At 50.5% G+C, this 21266-nt stretch carries 18 protein-coding genes; 7 read left to right on the forward strand and 11 right to left on the reverse strand.

From position 1 onward, the window contains the following. Positions 1–10: 10 nt before the first annotated feature. Positions 11–1141: a homoserine O-acetyltransferase MetX gene (gene metX, locus B8987_RS00685; protein ID WP_028962433.1), complete on the reverse strand. Its 1131-nt coding sequence runs from the start codon at positions 1139–1141 to the stop codon at positions 11–13. A 403-nt stretch (positions 1142–1544) separates the two neighbouring features. Here metX and proC point away from each other — a divergent pair, with 403 nt between their 5' ends. Next, positions 1545–2354: a pyrroline-5-carboxylate reductase gene (gene proC, locus B8987_RS00690; RefSeq protein ID WP_020374458.1), complete on the forward strand. Its 810-nt coding sequence runs from the start codon at positions 1545–1547 to the stop codon at positions 2352–2354. Here the strand turns inward: proC and B8987_RS00695 are convergent. Next, positions 2351–3286 (reverse strand): ROK family protein, encoded by a 936-nt coding sequence (locus B8987_RS00695; protein ID WP_020374457.1) that lies wholly within the window; start codon positions 3284–3286, stop codon positions 2351–2353. The genes proC and B8987_RS00695 overlap by 4 nt on opposite strands. 238 nt (positions 3287–3524) lie before the next feature. Here B8987_RS00695 and tkt point away from each other — a divergent pair, with 238 nt between their 5' ends. From tkt to pgl, 6 genes are all read left to right on the forward strand, one after another. Next, the gene (gene tkt, locus B8987_RS00700; RefSeq protein WP_020374456.1) at positions 3525–5516 is read left to right on the forward strand and encodes a transketolase; all 1992 of its coding nucleotides are present in this window, start codon (positions 3525–3527) and stop codon (positions 5514–5516) included. Between the two features lie 16 nt (positions 5517–5532). Then, positions 5533–8334 carry a bifunctional transaldolase/phosoglucose isomerase gene (locus tag B8987_RS00705; RefSeq protein ID WP_020374455.1) on the forward strand — a complete coding sequence of 934 codons (2802 nt, stop codon included), beginning with the start codon at positions 5533–5535 and terminating at the stop codon, positions 8332–8334. Between the two features lie 10 nt (positions 8335–8344). Further along, positions 8345–9244 (forward strand): phosphogluconate dehydrogenase (NAD(+)-dependent, decarboxylating), encoded by a 900-nt coding sequence (gnd, locus tag B8987_RS00710; protein ID WP_020374454.1) that lies wholly within the window; start codon positions 8345–8347, stop codon positions 9242–9244. A 29-nt stretch (positions 9245–9273) separates the two neighbouring features. After that, a complete protein-coding gene (gene zwf / locus B8987_RS00715; RefSeq protein ID WP_020374453.1) occupies positions 9274–10815 on the forward strand; it encodes a glucose-6-phosphate dehydrogenase in 1542 nt (513 codons plus the stop codon). Positions 10816–10839: 24 nt separating this feature from the next. Continuing rightward, positions 10840–11889, forward strand: a complete 1050-nt coding sequence (locus tag B8987_RS00720; RefSeq protein WP_020374452.1) for a glucose-6-phosphate dehydrogenase assembly protein OpcA — start codon at positions 10840–10842, stop codon at positions 11887–11889. Positions 11890–11954: 65 nt separating this feature from the next. Next, positions 11955–12683: a 6-phosphogluconolactonase gene (gene pgl / locus B8987_RS00725; RefSeq protein WP_020374451.1), complete on the forward strand. Its 729-nt coding sequence runs from the start codon at positions 11955–11957 to the stop codon at positions 12681–12683. Positions 12684–13558: 875 nt separating this feature from the next. Here pgl and B8987_RS00735 read toward each other — a convergent pair. From B8987_RS00735 to B8987_RS00765, 9 genes are all read right to left on the reverse strand, one after another. Beyond that, complete coding sequence (locus B8987_RS00735) at positions 13559–15097, reverse strand: recombinase family protein (RefSeq protein ID WP_084660663.1); 1539 nt, start codon at positions 15095–15097, stop codon at positions 13559–13561. Continuing rightward, a complete protein-coding gene (locus B8987_RS19230) occupies positions 15085–15294 on the reverse strand; it encodes a hypothetical protein (RefSeq protein WP_139793436.1) in 210 nt (69 codons plus the stop codon). Before B8987_RS19230 ends, B8987_RS00735 begins: the two co-directional genes overlap by 13 nt. A 193-nt stretch (positions 15295–15487) precedes the next feature. Further along, positions 15488–17509 carry an FtsK/SpoIIIE domain-containing protein gene (locus B8987_RS00740; protein ID WP_084660664.1) on the reverse strand — a complete coding sequence of 674 codons (2022 nt, stop codon included), beginning with the start codon at positions 17507–17509 and terminating at the stop codon, positions 15488–15490. 192 nt (positions 17510–17701) lie between these two features. Beyond that, the gene (locus tag B8987_RS00745) at positions 17702–18241 is read right to left on the reverse strand and encodes a DUF6036 family nucleotidyltransferase (protein WP_084660665.1); all 540 of its coding nucleotides are present in this window, start codon (positions 18239–18241) and stop codon (positions 17702–17704) included. A gap of 15 nt (positions 18242–18256) precedes the next feature. Continuing rightward, positions 18257–18838 (reverse strand): hypothetical protein, encoded by a 582-nt coding sequence (locus B8987_RS00750; protein WP_084660666.1) that lies wholly within the window; start codon positions 18836–18838, stop codon positions 18257–18259. 406 nt (positions 18839–19244) lie between these two features. Beyond that, positions 19245–19427 carry a hypothetical protein gene (locus B8987_RS00755; protein ID WP_242940603.1) on the reverse strand — a complete coding sequence of 61 codons (183 nt, stop codon included), beginning with the start codon at positions 19425–19427 and terminating at the stop codon, positions 19245–19247. After that, positions 19420–19605, reverse strand: a complete 186-nt coding sequence (locus B8987_RS19905) for a hypothetical protein (protein WP_242940604.1) — start codon at positions 19603–19605, stop codon at positions 19420–19422. The genes B8987_RS00755 and B8987_RS19905 overlap by 8 nt, the downstream gene beginning before the upstream one ends. A 10-nt stretch (positions 19606–19615) precedes the next feature. Further along, a complete protein-coding gene (locus B8987_RS00760) occupies positions 19616–20095 on the reverse strand; it encodes a hypothetical protein (RefSeq protein ID WP_242940605.1) in 480 nt (159 codons plus the stop codon). A gap of 430 nt (positions 20096–20525) precedes the next feature. Beyond that, entirely contained in the window at positions 20526–21044 is a 519-nt protein-coding gene (locus tag B8987_RS00765) for a P-loop NTPase family protein (protein ID WP_084660667.1), read from the reverse strand. Positions 21045–21266 lie beyond the last annotated feature (222 nt).

The raw sequence follows: 21266 nt of genomic DNA on the forward strand, positions 1-21266 counted from the left end.
AAAATCTATACTAATTCACCATCGCATGAGACATTACTTGTAAAAATCGTCGTAATATCTTTCCCATGGGAACAATATCCACTAAGAAACTATCATGGCCCCAGGGAGAATGTAATGTTTCAAAGCGCACATTAATCCCGGCGTCCCGGAGGATGTTGGCATGTTGCCGGATCTCGTCATAGGGATACAATTGATCACTAGTAATACCTACCATCCAGACAGGCACATTCCGGAGTTTTGACAGATCTCCCTCGCGCAAATCAAACCGGTCCATGGCTTCAGTAATTCGAATATAAGTATTCGCATCAAACCGTCGGACCAGCTTCTGTCCTTGGTACCGAAGATACGACGTAATTTGGAATTCATCGCGTTCGGGCGTCTGATATAATCGGCCAAATTTTGTCTCCATAGATTTGGGGCTTTGATAGGAAATCATATCCGCCATCCGTGCCAGGGCTAATCCTTGACTGGGATAGGCACCAGTCAAATAATAGTTCCCACCATTAAAATATGGATCTGACATAATAGCCTGACGTCCCACAGTGTGAAAGGCAATCGCCCACGGTGAATGCCAAATAGGGGAACCAATAGTCAAAATACCACGAAGGGTCTCTGGATACAGCATGGCGTAGGCATACGCCATCATCCCCCCCATGGAACCACCAATCACTAGGGGTTTGTCACGATCGCCCAAAACAGCGTCTATCAGAATCTTGGCTGCACGGGCCATATCGAATAAGGAAAGTTTAGGAAAACGCCCTCCATAAGGATGTCCATCTTCCGCAGGAGAATGCGGTCCCGTGGATCCCATGGCTCCTCCCAACACATTTAAAGAAATGACATGATATTGGTGTAAATCAATGGGCTTCCCAAATCCGACTAAATTATCCCACCAACCTGCACTATCTTGATAGGTATGACGGGTCACATGACTGTCGCCCGTTAAGGCATGAAAAATAATGATCGGGGTACCCTTTCCGATTTGTCCCCATTCCTCATAGGCGATGAGTAATTCCGGCAACACGTCGCCACTATCTAAGCGGAAAGGATCCGATGTTCGTAAAAACTGTAGGCGCGGCCATGGGAATCCTTGACTCAATTGCCAAGGCCATATAGGATACGGATATTTTGTCATTTTCATAGACACTATGCTAACAAATTGCCGTTAGAAACCAAAGACTTGCCCACAAAAAATCTTGACAAGGAATATCTCACCCTTTAGAATTTGTATAAAATTTCATAGTATTAGCGATGACTGAGACTAAAGATTGCCTCTTACGTCCAGCGAACGGTAGTGAGTGCAAGGCCGTCGTAAAGCAGTCTGTCCCATCTCATGAGTTCCCAACCAGACGGTTCCCTCCCGTTATCGAGGTATGAGATACACACTCGTGTAACCTCTGAGTGTGTAACTAAGGTGGTACCGCGACTCCCGTTCGTCCTTAGGACAATGGGGTTTTTTGTTTTCTAAGCATTGTGCTCGGTATGACCTATTTTTCATCAGATAACCTTCGGGAATCTTGGAGTGGAAAGGCAGGAAAAACCGGATGTCCAAAAAAATTGTTGTCGTAGGACCGGGCAATATCGCACATGCTATTGTCTCGAGATGGTTACGTGTAGCACATGCTCATATTTATGTATTAGCTCGTTCCAAGACATATCTAACCAAAGGTTGGAGTGCTGAAGAACAAAAGGTTGTGACATTTGATCCGCAAGTGATTATTGATGCGGATTTGGTCGTCTTTGCCGTAAAACCTAAGGACATGATCGCAACCATTGCCCAATTGAAACCCTTAATTTCTAAAACCACCACCGTGTTATCGGTCGCCGCAGGCATTGCTATTGCTCAAATTCGCCAATTATTGCCGGAACAGGGTATTGTTCGTACGATGCCCAATATCTGTTCAGAAATAGGCACCTCGGTAACGGGTATTAGTTTCGATCAGGTATCCGAAGACCGTAAAGAATGGATTTTGTCCCTTTTGAATCTCCTAGGGCATGTTGTGGAAATGCCCGAACATCTGTTAAACCCCATGACGGCCTTGTATGGAAGTGGCCCAGCTTACGTCTACGTGTTCTTACAATCAATTATCCATGCTGCCGAGGATCTTGGAATCCCTGCTGATCAAGCCCGTGAACTGGCTGCTTACATGGTGCAAGGTGCTTCGCAATTGGCCTTAGTCGATAGCGATAAAAGTTTACAACAATTGGTAGAGCAAGTTGTTTCCCCAGGTGGAACAACCGAAGCCATGCTGAAAGTCCTCGATCAATCCGGATGGCAGGATATCATGCATCAAGCCCTAAAAGCGGCCGGCGAGAGAGCCACCCAATTGGGCGGCATCCCTACTCGCGCTTAGACTTGACTCGTAATGGCCGTTGCTAAGGCACCTTGCAATCCCGAATCCTTTCCAAGTTGTGCTAAATTTATGGAAACCGCTTGAAACAGCTCTTTCATACTATAGTCCGCCGTAAATGTTTTGATGGTGTCCAACCACTGAGGTTGGTTCACCACAACCCCTCCGCCAAGGATTATGGCTTGAGGATTAAAAAGATTCACGAGATATGACAATCCTAAGCCCAGATATTTTCCAGCCTCAAAAAGAATGGATTGACATGTCTCATCACCTTGCCGTGCTCCCTCAAATACGGCGGACGTATTGATTACCGAAAGACTTTTCAGATAGCGGCTGTGGTTGGCTTGTTCTAATGCGGCTTTTTGTATCGCCGTTCCCGAGGCCAATGTTTCCAGGCAGCCATGACGGCCGCAGCGGCATAACGGGCCATCGGGTTTCAAAACAATATGACCGAGTTCCCCAGCGTTCCCTTGGATTCCCGCATAACGGGATCCGTTAGCGACAATACCGGCACCAATTCCCGTCGACACGGTCACGTAAACAAAATGCTGTAGCCCCTGTCCGGCTCCAAAAAGCCATTCGCCAATAGCTGCTGCGGTCGCATCATTTTCTACCGCGGTAGGACGACCTGTGCGCAGTGTTAATCCAGCTTGTAAATCCAGACCTTCCCAAGAAGGCAAATTCGCCGTTTTTAATAGCTTTCCTCCATCAAGAGGTCCAGGCGATCCAACTCCCACACAGGAAATCGATTCTAATGCAATGTGTGCTTGATGACACAAATGTTGAATTTCCTGGGCTATGGCATCTAATGCATCACTGCCTGAATGCCAATCCGCTGTCACTAACCGACTTTCAAATAAAATTTTCCCTGTCTCTGTTCCAATTCCTATCGCAATTTTGGTGCCGCCAATATCGACACCAGCAAAGTATGCCAACAGGAAACCTCCTTAATTAAGCCATTAAACGACTGAAAATCTTTGAAAAACACGTTGTCTATGCTCAAAGTGTGAACTGCTTCCAAGGTCTGATTATTTCATCATCTATAATGGGGCAAGTTGCCAATCCCTGCAAGGACTACTAAAATGATTAAAAGATGAACAGCCTACATACCGAGCCCATTGTCTTCACAAGTTCAGGCACACATCGCAACACCACTAATAAAGGAGCGTTGTCATGACCCCCACGGAGTTAGACTTATTATCCATTAACACCATTCGAACTTTAGCGATCGATGCTGTTGAAAAGGCCAAATCTGGCCATCCTGGTTTACCTATGGGTGCTGCGCCCATGGCTTATGTTTTATGGACAAAATTTCTTAAACATAATCCCCATAATCCCAAGTGGTTAAACCGGGATCGATTTATTTTGTCGGCCGGTCACGGTTCCATGCTACTTTATGCTCTCCTTCATTTAACGGGATATGACTTATCTTTGGACGAGCTGAAGCATTTTCGCCAATTAGGCTCAAAAACACCTGGCCACCCTGAATATGGTCACACGCCTGGGGTTGAAACCACTACCGGACCGTTGGGGCAAGGATTTGCCACAGGTGTCGGAATGGCGATGGCCGAACGGTATTTGGCAGCCCGTTATAATCGCCCAGACTTTCCGATAATAGACCACTATACCTATGCCATTGTATCCGACGGCGATTTAATGGAAGGCATCAGTTCCGAAGCAGGATCTCTTGCTGGCCATTTAAAACTGAACAAATTAATATATTTGTACGATGATAACCATATTTCTATTGAGGGCAATACAGATATTGCTTTCTCTGAGAATGTGTTAGAACGCTTCGATGCCTACGGCTGGTACACGGACCGTGTAGAAGACGGTACCGACGTTAATGCTATCGAACAAGCCATTAAGCGAGCCCAACAACAAGATCGTCCTTCTTTGATTGCTGTACGAACCCACATTGGTTACGGCAGTCCCCACAAGCAAGACAAAGCTTCAGCTCATGGATCACCTCTGGGCGAAGAGGAAGTTAAACTGACTAAGGAAGCCTATGGTTGGCCTGAAGACAAGACGTTTTACATTCCTGATGAAGCCTTAAAACACTTCCGTGAAGCCGTGCCCAAGGGTCAACAAGAAGAGGCCCAGTGGAATCAACTATTTTCCGCCTATCAAGAACGTTTTCCAGAATTAGCTCGCGAATTAACGCAAGCATTTGATCATATTCTTCCCGAAAATATTTTTGAAGATTTGCCCTCTTTCAATCCGGGTGAAATGATTGAAACTCGCGCCGCGTCTGGAAAAGTTATTAATGCTATTGCTCCTCATTTCCCGAACTTAATCGGAGGATCGGCGGACCTGGGTCCCTCGAATAACACCACGATAAAAGATGGTGGCGATTTCTCGGCGGAAAATCCCAGCGGCCGTAATTTACACTTCGGTGTGCGCGAACATGCGATGGGCGCCGCATTAAATGGTATGTCACTGCATGGCGGCTTACGCGTGTACGGAGGAACCTTCTTAATCTTCAGCGATTACATGAAGCCGGCTATACGGTTGTCCAGTCTTATGCATCAACCGGTCATTTATATCTTGACCCATGATTCTATCGGATTAGGCGAAGACGGTCCTACCCATCAGCCTATCGAACAATTAGCTGCATTACGGGCCATGCCCAATATTCTGGTTATTCGTCCGGCGGATGCCAATGAGACCAAAGAAGCCTGGAAAGTCGCATTAACCACGACGGATAAACCCATCGCCTTGGCCCTCACACGCCAAAAAGTTCCCACATTACCTGCAGACAAAACCGCCTCATTACGACAAGGTGGATATATCTTGGCCGAAAACTCGCCCCATCCCGAACTTATTCTTATGGCAACAGGTTCCGAAGTGGGTATTGCCTATGCCGCCTATGAAAAACTTGCTCAAGAAGGTATCTTAGTCCGCGTCGTCAGCCTGCCTTCATGGGAATTATTTGCTGCCCAGCCCAAAGATTACCAGGACCATGTTTTACCGCCTCATGTGACCAAACGCATTGCGATAGAAGCCGCATCAGCCTTTGGCTGGGAACGTTTTGTGGGTGCAGAGGGCAAAATTATTGCCATGACAACTTTCGGAGCATCCGGCAAAATTGAAGACCTTATGGAGCACTTCGGCTTTACAACACAACACATTATCGACGAAGCGCATCAATTACTGCACCGTTAAACTAAGGGGGATGGTTATGACCACAGCAATTCACCGTCTCAACGAGTTGGGACAAAGTATTTGGTATGACAACATTCGGCGCGGCATCATTGATTCCGGAGAACTAGCCCATCTCATCGCTCAAGGAATATCCGGCGTGACCTCTAACCCAACGATTTTTGAAAAGGCCATTAATGGGTCCAATGACTATGATGATGCCTTACGAAAATTGGTGGCAGAACGCAAATCGCTTCAGGAAATTTATGACACACTCGTGCTCGAAGATATTGCACGGGGCGCCGATTTATTGCGACCGGTTTATGACCGGACCCATGGTGTCGATGGTTACATTAGCGTGGAAGTCCCGCCGACAATGGCCCAAGACACTGACAAAACTATCGAAGAAGCCAGACGCCTCTTTCACACATTGGCACGGCCCAATGTGATGATTAAGGTGCCAGCGACTCCCGAAGGGATTCCCGCTATCAGGCAATTATTATCCGAAGGCATCAATATCAATGTGACCCTGATTTTTAGTCTAGAAGCTTACGAAGAGGTCATGGATGCCTATTTATCCGGACTGGAAGACCGTTTAGCCCAGGGTCAACCGATTGACCGCATTGCATCAGTGGCCAGCTTTTTCGTCAGTCGAGTGGATACCCTCGTCGATCGTTTAATAAAGGAAAAGGGGTTACCCGAATCCCTCTTAGGGAAAGCAGCCGTGGCAAATGCTAAACTGGCCTATGAGTTATTCTTAAAATACTTCAATAGTCCCCGCTTTGAAGCCTTAAAGAACCACGGGGCTATGGTTCAAAGGCCATTATGGGCATCCACCAGTACCAAAAATCCTGCCTACCCCGATCTCTTATATGTCGACACGTTAATTGGTCCGGACACGGTTAATACCTTGCCTCCACAAACGGTTTCGGCAGTTCTCGATCATGTTAAAGTCGCACGCACTGTCGATAAAGATCTCGATGAAGCTCATCACGTTATTCAGGAACTTGAATCGCATGGTATCTCGATGAAAGCTGTCACTGACCAACTCCTGCAAGAAGGGGTCGACAGTTTCTCCGCCTCATTTGTCACCCTATTCCAAGGTCTTCGCCGCAAACGGGCTGAAATTACTGGAGAAGCTGAACCATTCGATTGGAATCAAAACATTCTGCGGTCGACGGCTTCGGAAACCGTATCCCATCTGAATCAACAAAAAGCTGTGCAACGGGTATGGCAACATGATGCTTCTTTGTGGAAATCAGAACCGGAACATCAAGCCATTATAAAGAATGCGTTAGGATGGCTCTCTGTCCCGGAAGCTGTAGCCAAAGACGCCAAGAATCTCAAAGCATTCACTAAACAATTAATCGACGAAGGATATACCGACGTTGTTGTGCTGGGAATGGGCGGCAGCAGTTTAATCTCCGATGTACTCCGGCACATTTTCCCCGCCCCCGCTCCCTATTTAAAACTGCAGATTCTCGATTCGACCAACCCAGATGCAGTTCTCGCTTTGAAAAATAATTTACCATTGGCCACAACCGTCTTTATTGTGGCCAGTAAGTCAGGCACGACCACTGAACCCCAGGAATATTTCCGTTACTTCTTTGACGCCGTGAGTCATGTTAGCAGCAAACCGGGAGAACACTTCATTGCCATTACCGATCCCGGTACAGCTCTCGTATCGGAAGCCGAACATTACCAGTTTCGTAAAATCTTTCTCAATCCAGCAGATATTGGCGGGCGCTATTCCGCCTTGTCATGGTTTGGCATGGTTCCTGCCGCCTTATCTGGTGTCGATATCGATGCCCTCTTGTTAAATGCGCAGGAGATGCAGCAAATGTGCAAGGTGGACGACGTCTTAGAAAATCCCGGCGCACTCTTAGGCGCTTTAATGGGTTCGTTTGCCAACAACGGACGGGACAAAATGACCCTGCTCATGCCTAAAGCACTGAGTGCCTTCTCCGACTGGATTGAACAATTGCTTGCGGAGTCTACCGGTAAAGAAGGCAAAGGCCTATTACCTATCGCCCACGAACCATGGCTACCCGTTGAAGACTATTCTTCTGATCGCTTGTTTATTGCTTATCAATTCGACAGTGAACCGGATAACGAATTAATGGAACACGTTAACGAGCTACGTCAGCATGGTCATCCTGTGATTATTTTGCCTATGGCTAACCGCATTTCCTTGGGTGGTGAATTATTTAGGTGGGAATTTGCCACGGCCATTGCTGGCTCAGTCTTGGGAATTGATGCGTTTGATCAGCCCAATGTCCAGGAAAGCAAAGATAATACCAAACGTGTTCTAAAGCAGTTTGAAACGGAAAAAGTGTTACCAGCTGTGACAGAACTTGGCCAACTCGACCAAATGCGCTGGTCTGCTGCGCATTTGTCCACGAGTCAGTCAGCACTCGGCGATGTGCTCAAATCGCTGTTAAATACCCATCAAGCCGGTGATTATGTTGCCATCATGGCTTATGTCAATCCTACTGAAGAAAATTGGGCGCAGTTACAGGAAGTCCGCGCAATTATCGGTCGAAATTGGAAGCTTCCCACAACGTTAGGATTCGGCCCCCGCTTTCTCCACAGCACCGGACAACTGCATAAAGGCGGGAACGACCATGGTCTATTTATCCAACTCGTTGCGATGAAAGGTGAAAAGGTGTTGATACCTGGCGAACCCTTTGACTTTCTCACCTTAATGCAGGCGCAAGCTATTGGAGACTACGAGGCGTTGCAAGCGCATGGAAGACGGGTTGTCCGAATTTTGTTTGACGGGGAATTGGCTCCAGGATTGGCGCAACTCGCCGAAGTTCTTCAAACCATTAACGTAAAGTGAGGCGATGAATATGAAAATTGGCATGATTGGATTGGGACGGATGGGCGGAAATATGGTAAAGCGGTTAGTACTAGGCGGCCACGAAGTGGTCGCCTACGACCGCAACCCTGAGCCCGTTAAAGAGTTACAGGAAGAAAATGATGTCCAAGGAGCTTCTTCAATTCCCGAACTCGTTAATTTTTTAGAACCGCGGCGCGTTGTATGGATGATGGTTCCAGCTGGTGATCCCACGGAGCAGACCCTCGAAACGCTGCTCAGTCTCTTATCACCGGGCGACATTATTATTGACGGCGGAAATTCCAATTTCCGCGATTCCATGAGGCGAGCTAAACTCTGTCGTGCCCAGCAAATTGAATTCATTGATGCCGGAACCAGTGGAGGAATTTGGGGGCTCGCTAACGGCTATTGCCTTATGGTCGGGGGAGAAAACGATGCCGTCCATTATTGCGAGCCGGTCTTTAAGACATTAGCTCCCGAAAATGGCTATCTTCACACCGGGCCAGTTGGTTCCGGCCACTTTGTTAAGATGGTTCATAACGGCATAGAATACGGGTTGTTGCAAGCGTACGGAGAAGGATTCGAGATTCTTAAGGAAAGCCAATTCCCGTTAGATCTTCCCGCCATCGCCGCTTTGTGGAATCACGGTAGTGTGGTGCGCTCGTGGCTTTTGGAATTGCTCGAACAAGCTTATGCTCAAAATCCTGATTTGAAGAATATCCGCGGCTATATTGAAGATTCCGGGGAAGGAAGATGGACGGTGGAAGAAGCCATCAATGAGAATGTTCCGGCTCCTGTCATTACCGCCTCATTATTTGCTCGGTTTGCGTCACGACAAGAAGAATCCTACGGAGCCAAAGTGATCGCCGCTTTGCGAAACGCCTTTGGTGGTCATCCCGTTAAAACAGAATAATTTCCCGCGCGAAAGGATTGAATGCCCTCATGACCGATGCTCACAGTGTGACAAATCCGCTACGCGAAGGACTCGTAGAAAGCCGTCGTCCCCAACCTTTCACCATGATTATTTTTGGTGCGGCGGGTGATTTAGCTCATCGCAAATTATTCCCGGCTCTTTACAATCTGATGGTTGATCATTGGCTCCCACATCAGGTCAATGTTGTAGGATTTTCCCGACAACCCTTTGATGACGATGCGTTTCGCGCTGAAGTGGAACAATCCATCAAGCAATTTTCTCGCCAGCCACTGGACCCCAATATTTTTCAACACTTTGCCAAAGGCATGCATTATATCACCGCAAATTTCAATGATCCGGAAGCCTATGTCGAGTTGCGCAATGTCTTAACCCGGTTGAATGAAGAACAGCATCTACCGGGAAATTATCTCTTTTATTTAGCCACTCCCCCGGCATTTTATCCGATTATTGCAGAACAGATTGGTCAAGTGGGTCTTAATGTCTCGCCTAGTCCCAACGGATGGGTTCGCATTATCGTTGAAAAGCCGTTTGGCCATGATCTGGCCTCCGCTTTAGAGCTGAATGCGCAACTGCACAAAGTCTTCGAGGAAAAACAAATTTTCCGTATTGACCATTATCTGGGCAAAGAAACCGTTCAAAATATCTTAGTCTTTCGGTTTGCTAATGGAATTTTCGAGCCCCTATGGAATCGTCAATATATTGACCACGTCCAAATTACCGTGGCGGAATCACTCGGCATTGAAGGACGCGGAACGTATTATGACACAGCAGGAGCCCTACGAGACATTGTCCAAAATCACATGATGCAACTTTTGGCGATGATTGCCATGGAACCACCTGTGGCGTTTGAGGCCGATGCAGTCCGTGATGAAAAAGTCAAAGTGTTGCGCGCCATTAGGCCCTTATCCACCCGGGATATTGCTATGCACACTGTGAGAGCCCAATATGACGAAGGCTATATCGAAGGAATCAAGGTGCCTGGCTTCTTAGATGAACCAGATATTCCTTCAGATAGCCGAACCGAAACCTATATTGCCATGCGTCTTCTCATCGATAATTGGCGTTGGGCCGGAGTCCCCTTCTATTTACGCACTGGAAAACGGCTCGCCAAACGCGCCACAGAAATTGCCATTCAGTTTAAAAAGGCGCCCCACCGGTTCTTTAGTCAGACTGCTACACCAGATTTAGAACCCAACTTACTCACCTTGAAAATTCAACCCGACGAAGGCATTGCTCTCCGTTTTGGTGCCAAAGTGCCAGGACCGATTGTGCGTATTCGCACTGTCAACATGGATTTTCTTTATGGAACATCGTTTGCCGACCAGGCTCCAGAAGCCTATGAGCGTCTGTTGCTCGATGCGATGATTGGGGACTCCACCTTGTTCACCCGAAAAGATGAAGTCGAAGCCGCGTGGACCCTCGTCAATTCGATTCTTAACGGCTGGGCCCGCGCTAAAGGTCCAATCCCGACCTATGAGGCCGGGACATGGGGGCCTCCCGAGGCTGACGAATTGATCGCGCGCGACGGATTTCGTTGGCGTCGACCGTAAAATTTTCAATGTGGGGGAATTCTTGTGGAGAGTCAAACACTGCACTGGGATCATCCAAATATCAAAGGTCCTGAGCTTCTGGAACTGTTGCGCACCTCCGTCCCGCAATCACTAGGGGGCGTAATTCCGGTGACAGCGACCGTTCTGACCTTGGGACTCTATGTGAAGGGAATCCCAACCACGGACTGGATAGGCTTTGCCGGCAAAATTGCCCGGGTACATCCCGCACGGGTTTTAATTATTAATCCTATATCTGCGGACGGAGATGACACTTCTACCCAAGTAGACGCTCAACTTTCCGCCACCATTACCTACCGCAGACCCAATGATCCGCCGATTTTATTCTCAGAGTGTGTGCAGATGAATCTGAAAGGAGGCTTGGCTAATCACTGGATTGATCTGGTGCAGTCGTTGATTAAATCAGATCTCCCAGCCTATCTCTTGTGGCTCGGGGTTCCTCCCCTGCCCGGATTTCGTTGGGATCTTTTGAGTACTGGGTTTACGCATTTGGTGATTGATACAGAGCAGACGGGTCTTGGTCCATGGAAAACGGCGATTCTCACGGGAAAACCGCTAGGAATGGTCGTGGATGATCTTTATTGGCAACGCCTGGGTTTATGGCGTGCCCATTGGGCTAACTTGACCGATTATCCCGAAGGGCTACGGACCCTAACACATCCGGACAAAATTGTGATTGAGTGGCCTGTGTCCAAGTCTACGGGTTGGCGCTTATTAGTGGGATGGCTCATGGATCGGCTGCATTGGCAGGTTGTCGATGTTGAACCTACTTATATGACTATAACAACCGAGCATGGACAAATCATTCCGATCGAAATCCATAACGCGGATGATCCGGCCTTTTCTTTTTACCATGGCCCATATATCCTATCTTCGCAAGAAGTCGAGGATGAACTGCAATCAAAGCTCCATCAAGGTTCGGAAGTGTTATATGAAATGGTCGATCCCTGTAATATTGCCGATCCGGTTACAGACGTGGTCAAGTTGCTCAACCGCGGTCACGACCAATTATTCGATCAAGCCTTGACAGCATTAATTCTCAATGAACGGGTATAGACTATTTCCATCATGTGCACGCCATAATGATAACGGGTAATTTGTTAAAGGGAGACTAGATTACGATGCCACGAGGCCATATCCATATTTCCCCTTCTCTTGAGGACGTTGTCGACAATCTGACGCATTGGCTCATTGAAGAAGCACACAATGCTATTCAAGATCACGGGCATTTTCGTCTTGCCCTATCAGGAGGCAGCACGCCTAAAGCACTCTATTCGTATCTCGCTCAGGAACCGTATCAAAGCCAAATCGATTGGTCACGGACCGAAATCTTCTTTAGCGATGAGCGCGATGTTCCCCCGACTCATCCAGATAGTAATTATCAAATGGCTAATAAGGCTTTATTAGCCCGTCTCAAAACCCCACCATGGGCTATCCACCGCTGGTATACAGAATACTCGCCGCCCTTAGCCTTAGCAGATTACCGTGCCCATCTCACGGCGAATGGCACAGCATCCTATCCCCCGTCATTAGATGTGATCTTGCTCGGGCTCGGACCAGAAGGACACACGGCTTCGTTGTTTCCCGATCAACCTGTCCTTCAAAGCCACGATATTGTCGCGCATGTTTTTGTGCCAAGCCACCACTCGTGGCGTTATACCTTTACCCTGCCGCTTATTAACCACGCACATCAGATCGCGTTTTTAGTGACAGGAGAAAGCAAACAGGCGATTATTTCCGAACTCTTTTTGGAACACTGTGATGTTCCGGCGGCACGCGTAAACCCGGTTCATGGTGAACTGCACTGGTTTCTTGATAAGGCCAGTGCTAAAGCGATATCCCAGTCTTAAACAGATATCGGGTTCTCGTAATCCGGGTCTTGGTGCCTAATTGATTTGACCTACAGCACTCTTTTTGGGAATAAAGAGCGCGCATAACGGAGACGTCGTTCATATTCCTGGTCGTTCGGTACGACGGCCCAGCGCACCAGGGAGAGATTGCTCGCTACCAACGGAGAAAAGGGAAATGGCTCCGATTGCGCCACTTTTCGCGAGTCTACAAAACGAAGGAATAAGCATCCCACAGTATTCTTGGGTGGCAAAGAAATTTGGATCATTTCCTGATCAATATGTTCGAAGTGCATAAGCCACCGCCTTAATCCCCTGGATTCCATAGCTGGAAACTCCCCTAAGCAACCATATGAATCCAGGACACCTCTTTCTCATCCTCCACACCCATTATACGCTGTATGCTTTGAGGGCGGCGCGATAAATCATATACCTATTGGCAGCTTTCGTATTCTAAATTATGAGAACCGCCAGAGGCTTGTCGTGTTCTCTACTCTTTAGATACGCCGACAATCTTACTCGTGAACTCAGAGTTAAGGTTTTCTTCCCATGACCGTTTTGGTTGTTCGCAATCATATCCCATATTCATGGTAAAAAATTGGGCAGGAATTCTCCCAAAAAATTCTGATATTCTTCAAGTGCCGCAATTTCCACGATGCGGCGCGATTTTAAAGGAGGGTCAGATGTGAAACAATGGTGGAATACCCGGGGACAAAAACTCGTCGCCAAATTGAGAGATCCAAAAGGAAACGTCTTTATCGAAAATGGTATCTGGATCATTATCGTAGTGCTCGCGTCGTAGGTGATAATGCGAGAGCCTACGGATCGTCCGAGAAAGACTCGTCCCAGGTGGCGCAATGGGATGTGCCAGGGACCGTCTACTCGGATGGACGTTGGGCTGCCCCCACGGCCACTGGGCAGACTTCCTCTCCCGCGCTGCGCCACGTCACCGTAATGTGTCGGCCGGGATGACAGACAATGCGTTCGACCACCGACTGAATCCACGGCCGGGCGGTGGTGACGTCAGCGGTTAATGCCGCTTCCAATTGCGGAATCAGGGCCGCGACCCGCGCCGCCAGCCGTTGCGGATCGTCCAGTTGCGGCCAAGGCGCATGTAATACGGCTTCGCACTCGGCTTGTTCTGCGAGCAAGCGGGCTTTCGCCTGCTTATATTCGTCAATCGTATACGCTCCGGCGAGGGCCATCTCCTCGGCACGCGCCAGCATAGCTGGGATCGCCGCCAGCCGTTGCGCCGCCCGGTGCCGCGCGGCTTGGGCTTGAGCCATCACGGGATCATCCCCTAACCATCGGGCTACCTGCTCGGGCGTCGGAGCGGTTTGGACTTGCCGGAACTCCTCACGCAAAGCCCCCAAGACGGCGGCATCCAGATCGGCGACCGGGATTTTGGTCGCGGTGGAGCATTGTCCTTTCGTGTGATAGGCCCGACAACAATAGACCGGGGCCCGGCGACCGTCGGGTTGCCGCCGCCCGGTCCGCACCACCACCATCGAGGCGCCGCACGCCCCACACCGCACCAACCCGGAGAACAAATACGGCGAATCATGGGTGCGTCGCCCCAGGCTCTGCCGAATTCGGAGACGATCTTGTGCCCGATTCCACGTCTCCCGATCAATAATCGCCGGGTGCGTGTCCCGAATGATTTGCGGCGTCTGGCGCCGGACATGCGTGTGCCCCTCCCGATCCGTCTCCTGAATCCATCGTCCATAGATGGTATCCCCCACATAGGCTTCCCGCCGCAAGAGGCGTTCCACGGTTCGGACATCCCACGTCCCTGTGCGCCCGCGTTGACCGGGAATTCCGGCCGCATTGAGGCGTTGCGCAATGGCCCGAAACCCCAATTGGTCCTGAAGATACCACTGAAAGATCTGTTGCACTACGGGCGCTTCCTGGGGATCGGGCACCCAGGAATCCCCATGCGGTCGATAGCCAAACGGCCGTTCTCCATGCCGTTTACCTTGTTTGGCGCGTTCGGCTTGGCCGCCCTTGACTTTGCGGGATAGCTGCCGTCGAAAGTAATGGGCAAACATTGCCAGCATCATCATTTTGAGTTCACCATCCGGCGTTGTGAGGTCGAGATCGTCTGACACACTGGCAAACCGACAGCCGACGCGCTGCAATTCTTCCAAAAACAACATGGTCGATACCATGTCGCGGGTCAACCGATCCAATTCATTGACGACAATGCACTGGATCTGATCCCGTTGCACCCGCGCCAAAATCTCGCGCAATTCCCGGCGATTCGATCCGCCGGATTGCACATATTCGACAATATCCACGAGGTCCCAGTGGCGGTCGTGGCAATAAGCCCGAATCCGCGTGCGCTGGGCGGCAAAACTATAATGGGCATCCGTGGCTTGTTCTTTCGTCGAGACCCGGACGACACCTAAGACTCGCATGATGCATTCTCCTCCCCCTGCCCGGCATTATCGCGAGAACGCGCGTCCGGATCAAGACTGGGGATCGCCATCGGGGATTGTCGGGCGCGGGGCCAGAGCACATCGCGGAGCAACGCGTCCCAATACTGATGAGCCTCAGCCCTCGTCAAATGATTGGTACAGTGCACAATGACTGGGAATCGGGATGATGTCGCCACGGAAGAATCGACTCCTTTCACACATTTCGCCGTGTTGGTGTCTGATCGATCACAGAGCATTTCATCTCAGAACGGCGTCTCGGGAATACGACCACGCCGGGCTCCCGTGCGTACACAGGGAAGACCGGCGTGGTCAGCTTTTCGGGGCCGTAGGCCGCCTATGCGGTAGCAGTGGATGGACGAGGTTCCGCTATCAGGTGTTTTGTTGATTCTTCCAGGCCTCGATAATATAGGTCCAAAGCGATTCTTGCGAAACAATGGGAGCTTGGATGCGAATGGGTTCAGTGGCATCAGCGGGTAGAAATAACGCATCACCTTTCCCCAATAGGGTTTCCGCGCCCGGGCGATCCAAAATGACCTGAGAATCTGATGTGGAAGATGTCAGCAGGGCAATGCGAGTGGGCAAATTGGCTTTTAAGGGCGAACTAATGATATTGGCTAACGGATGTTGGGTGGCAATCCACAGATAAAACCCGGCTCCTCGGGCTTTTTGCCCTAATCGGCCAATGTTCCGTTCAAACTCTTTCAGCGTCTCCTTGTCCAGATGGTCCTTGAGATCTTTGTATTCATCGATCACTAACAGACGATAGGGCAAGGATAAGATGCCTCGCTGCCGTGCAGTAATTAAATCAGGGACTTTTAATTTGGCAAATTGTTTGTACCGGGTTTCTTGTTCATCGGCCCATTGTGCGACAAGGGCGACAACATCTTCCGGGTCAAGCAACACGGCATCAACATGCGGCATGTGATAAATCCAGGGAAAGGATGATCCCGCTTTGGGATCCACGACCGTAATCCGCAAATCCGACGGAGACATCGTAATCGTGATACTGGTGAGCATGGAGGAAATAACCGTCGTTTTGCCGCTATTCGTAGACCCTCCAATCAGGCAATGGGGCCATGTGGTAATATCCGACCACACAACACGGCCATTCGGAGTCACGCCCAAACAAATGGGAACCGCCATGCGTTGAATTTTCTGCCGATCATCGGGATCCGTTCGTGCCAACGCCGTCACCAGATCCACAAATTGGCGATCCGGACGGGGACGTTCCACGGCAATGACCCCGGGTTCGCCATCCACATAGGTCATGCGCAAAGGCAGATTCCCATGCCCCAATTGCCCCGCGAGCGTGGCGGATTCCGCCAAAATGCGTTTGGCTAACGCCGCCGGGGGGCGAATCTTGGCGACATCGACCGTGAGACCCCGTTGCCCGCCGATGGCCTCCACATCAGGGAACCCTAAGTGCGCTAACACCTGCACGACTTCCTGCACCCGGTCCGCGGGAAGCGGCGTCGTCAACAAGGGCAGGGGATTCGGCGCGGCAGACCGAAGATCCTGCCACGTCAATCCCTGCGCACCCCATCGCGTGGTATCCGATAACCCATCCTGCGTCGTCCGGGAGGCCGGAGAGGGTAAGTCGCCAGAGACGACCTGTTGGGACGGTCCGTGTTGGGGATCCCGTCCCCGGTGCACCACGCCTTCATCCGAGACCGTCCACGATCCGGGGACTCCCGCGTGATGCAAAGCGATTTCCGCCCATTGCGTTGCCCATTGCATCCAGGCTTGCATCATCTCCGCATCAAAACCATGGGACCACGCCGGATGGACGCCGCCGCCGTCCGCGACAATCTGAATCCGGCGCACAGGGCCCCCGTCCGGCCCGGTCATCCAGATGGCGTCGCCCAAACTCCGAGCCAATCCCGCATCCAACACGTGGGCCACCGTTTGCCACGTCGGATCGATGCCCGTGGAATTTCCCCCGGCCGTCCATGTCCGATGATACCGGTGAAAGGCTTCCGTCACCCATGATGGCTGATGAGTCAGCGTACCCAGCACAATCATTGGCCATCGCCAGAGCATCCAGTCCCGCCAGGTCTGGCCGTTGCGAACCGACGCCGGCGTGTGATAGAGCCATGCCAGTGTCCCGATGAGCACCCACAGGCCGCCGAGTCCCAAGCCCACGCCCCATCCGATGGCTCCCCACGCGATAGGAACATGATGTGAGGGCAACATGACTCCTCTCAGAGAAGAATGCCGTCCCGGAATCCGTCCCAATGTCCCGGGTGGCCGAGGGACGGAAAACGGTAACGGAGACCACAGGGCGTGCCAGGCCGCCGCGCCATTCCACGGCACCGCCGGAACCCAATGATGGATGGCCGCCACATGCCACCCCAACCCGATCATCACCAACAAAATGAGCCACGCCCACACGATGGCAACGCCTCCTTGTTCATCGGGGCTCAACCCGAGCGTCCGCTGACCCTTGGGGATCTATCCTGGGCTGCTAGTCAAAGGCATCCCCGGAACCACCCAGGGCAGACGGCACCCTCCGCAAAAGCAAGCGAGATGCCCCTGCATCAGGCATCTCGGCAATTTAACTCGGTTAACCTCGTTACAATGCAGTTACAAGTTCCGCAAGTGAGGCGACCATTGCATCCCTTCCACCAAATCGCGCCAATTCCACCGAACGCGCTGCTCATCCCCAATGAAATCTGGGAGGGCTTGGCGCACACGATGATACAAAGTTTCCGGATCCAGTTGAGCCGCAATCATCTCCACATCATGTGAATCGTGCCCAATCCAACGTCCCAACTTACTAATAACCCAATCATACGGATCGAGCCATCCCACCCGCAAATGCCTAAATTCCCAATTGCTCCATTGAATCCGGTCTTCCCAATCTTCTGGCATCCACATAACACTACCCGCACGAAACGAAATGCCAATTTGCTCGGCCATTTGAATCACTTGCTCCGAAGGAACCGAGGAAGTCAACAAAATCCCATCGAGATCATCGGTTTCTCGAATCGTTGTGGGATTATAAAACGCTAATGCAGCGCCTCCAACCACAATAATGACCGCCTCAGCATCAGGTGGCCACGCTGAATGACTATCAAGCATTTTAAGAGCCTGATGAACATTGTCCTGATTTGTTAAAAACATTTCTTCAAGTCTCCTCTAAATCGGTTCGGATCTCTCGATCCCGTTTGTATTCGGGATTAAGGGTCGGCAATCAATCCAGCCCTGCCCCCATCGTGTTTGAACACGGCCTTTGGCCGCGGCATCGATCGCGACGCGCAGATACATGACCCGGCGTTCGAGGCGCAACCAATCTCGCACCGGGCGGGATGGCCACTGCACGAGACTTTTCCAAAAGTCCGGCGGCCAAGTGGTCATCAAATAGGATGCGAGAGCCCACGTGGTGTCATTCGCATAATATCCCCAATGTAACGCCCCCCAAAACCATAACGCTTCCCGAATGGCCACCTGTTCATCGGGGGATGCTACCTCATATCCGGCCAAGACATCCGTGAACACCGCAGCATCACTCATCAGGAGCCACGGACCTTCCCAGACAGTGATCCGTGGGACAACCTGGGCCATCTGACGCAAGTGGTTCCAGGTCGCGCGGGTCCCGGGCAACGGGGTGCGCCATTGCTCGTCACGGGTCACCTTCGCAATTTCTTGTCCCATGACTTGGCGTAAGCCCGTTAACGACCAACGCACGGGAATCCATTGATAAACATTATTCCCCGACACCGCGGTCCCTCCCGATCCTGGTGTTAAGAACGTCACGTTTGAGCTGATTGTATCACGTCCGGCGCCCCCGATGCCTCAGTCCAATGAACTTGCTCACCGCCGAAACCTGACGGATTGAGGTCCTGGTTCGGCGTCCATTGTGTACTCACCACATCTTACGCCGATCGCTCTAGACGTGGTTTCGGACTGTTTCGACCCTATTTGCCGAAAAATCTGCTTTCATTTATGTGACGGGATCAGCAGTTCTATTGAAAGGCGAGGATTATCATGCAACAATTCTAAAGCTGGTATCGATCTAGCATATCGTCAATTAGCGCATAAGCAATTTTGGCAGTGTCATTGATATTGCGAAAGTCGTCTTTTGTGAGTTGCCAAAAGTACTTCGGATTTTCTTCATGGCTCGCCATCATGCTTCATCAATCATCATATTGATCTTATCGGCATTGGGTTTATACGATTCCATAACCTCGATAGCGTCGTTGTTGTAAATATCACCTTCACGAAAGTCCTCGCCAAATAACGCATAATGAGCAGCGGCCAAACCGAAAAGATGAGCGGCTTTTCGGAGAGAATCCTTACGACTAGCCATGAACGGTAGACTCCAGCATACGATCTCCTGCATTGGCTGTCGAATGGCGCGCTTGCCATATAACCTGTTCGGTCCGCCGCTTCAGAAGGCCCCCAACGTCTGGCGATTCCATAATGTGTTGAACTTCTCGTGACAGTTTTTGACTATTGGCGGTGCCGTTTAACGTTTGTTCCAGCACAACGAGCCTCTTAGCCAACTGACGGTATTCCCGCCCATCGTCCCCCCCACGGATCGTCCCACTGTTGCAGATCTTCCAGCTCGACCATGACATCTTGTGCCGCTCCCAGAACACTGAGAATCGGGGTGGGAACCGGTTCGCCCAATAGCGTCACATCTCCGAGCACGTACCCAGTTTTCATGATCCAATTCAGCGTAGGGTTGATGAGCCGATTGGCTCTTGCCCCTTTGATCGAAAGCCAATGCCAATCAACGTCAGGCCACCCCGTCTTTATGGACCGCCTTAATTCGACAATCTCTTGATCCCTCAACGGTTTGTCCCCGATCAGCATCATGTCATAGTCGCTTGACGGGCGAGGTATTCCATTCCATCGGGAACCATAGCAAATAACGATGCGACAAGAAGGCAATAGCGCAAGCACATCCGCCAAGCGAATGCGCCACGCCTGGGGAAGGACGTTCAAGTCGCTCAACTGTACTGGTTGACCCATAGGTTATCCGTCCTTTTTGTGACGCGTTATTAATATAAAGTATAACCCAAACAATGCCTCCTTTGACCTTGATTGCCGAACCGTTGGTCCGCGCTGGCATCCCACCCTTAACCATCCCGTTTTCCAATCCAATTTAACGTAGGCAAATCAAACATAGACTCCACCATAAGAATTATCCGAATTGGGGAAACATCTGGGAGTTTCTAAATGCAATTGGGGAATGGTCATCGTAAGGTTAGAACAGACTCGCAAATCATCCCACCCGTCAGCATCAGAACTAGCTGAGAAGTTCTCCTCCGACAAGCTCCCCAATTCCACTTCATGATTGATCCCGCAAAACTTTTCAGGCATGGCCCAACATTGGAAGACTTCGGACCATGCCTGAACCACACGGAATAATCGTTACTGGACCACTGGCGAAAATGCTGGCTTAGAGGTTATCAATGGCCATGTCATGAATAATTTCGACCGTGCGACGATAATGGACATCCCGAGAGCACCGCACTACGAGATCCCATGCCTTTAAGATCGCGGGATCACGCTGAATCCCTGTATTCCACGTCATCAGCAGTCCCGGATAGGGATGATGAACAACAGCATGCAAAATCTCCGAACCATCACCTTCGTGATCAATGATCACGTAATCAGGGGATATTGTCTGTACGAGATCGAGAGTAGACATCGTAAGCGGTCCGGTGATGCGCAGATCTCGTGCCCCTGGCAACGATGGCCACTCGTTCAGTGGTTGGACAATCACCACCGATTGATCGGGCATCAAACTTTCGTGGAGAAGAGCTCGCAAGAGCGTCGTTTTACCGGTTCCTGATGATCCAGTCACCAGCAAGCGATGGTGTTGCCGAACATGGGTTACGAGCCGATAGGCCGTCTCTGCGCTTAATATCTGCTGATCCACCAAATCCCACATGGATAACGAAACTGTTGTGGTCATCCGAGTGATCCCTCCATTGTTCACTACATTGTCGATAAATCCCAGCCCGGACCATACGGGATTCTTTTTTGAAACATTCGTTATCCCGACGTTCACCGGCCTAAAAAAGCCGAGTCCTACGCGGACTCGGTCTGAACGATGAGCTTTGTGACAATGCTCGATTAAAGATACACTTCCGCTCCCAAGATTCCGTATGGACTGAACCGTTCGGAGCTTTACGGT

Origin of the sequence: Sulfobacillus thermosulfidooxidans DSM 9293, assembly GCF_900176145.1 — a bacterium.
Lineage (GTDB): Bacteria > Bacillota > Sulfobacillia > Sulfobacillales > Sulfobacillaceae > Sulfobacillus > Sulfobacillus thermosulfidooxidans.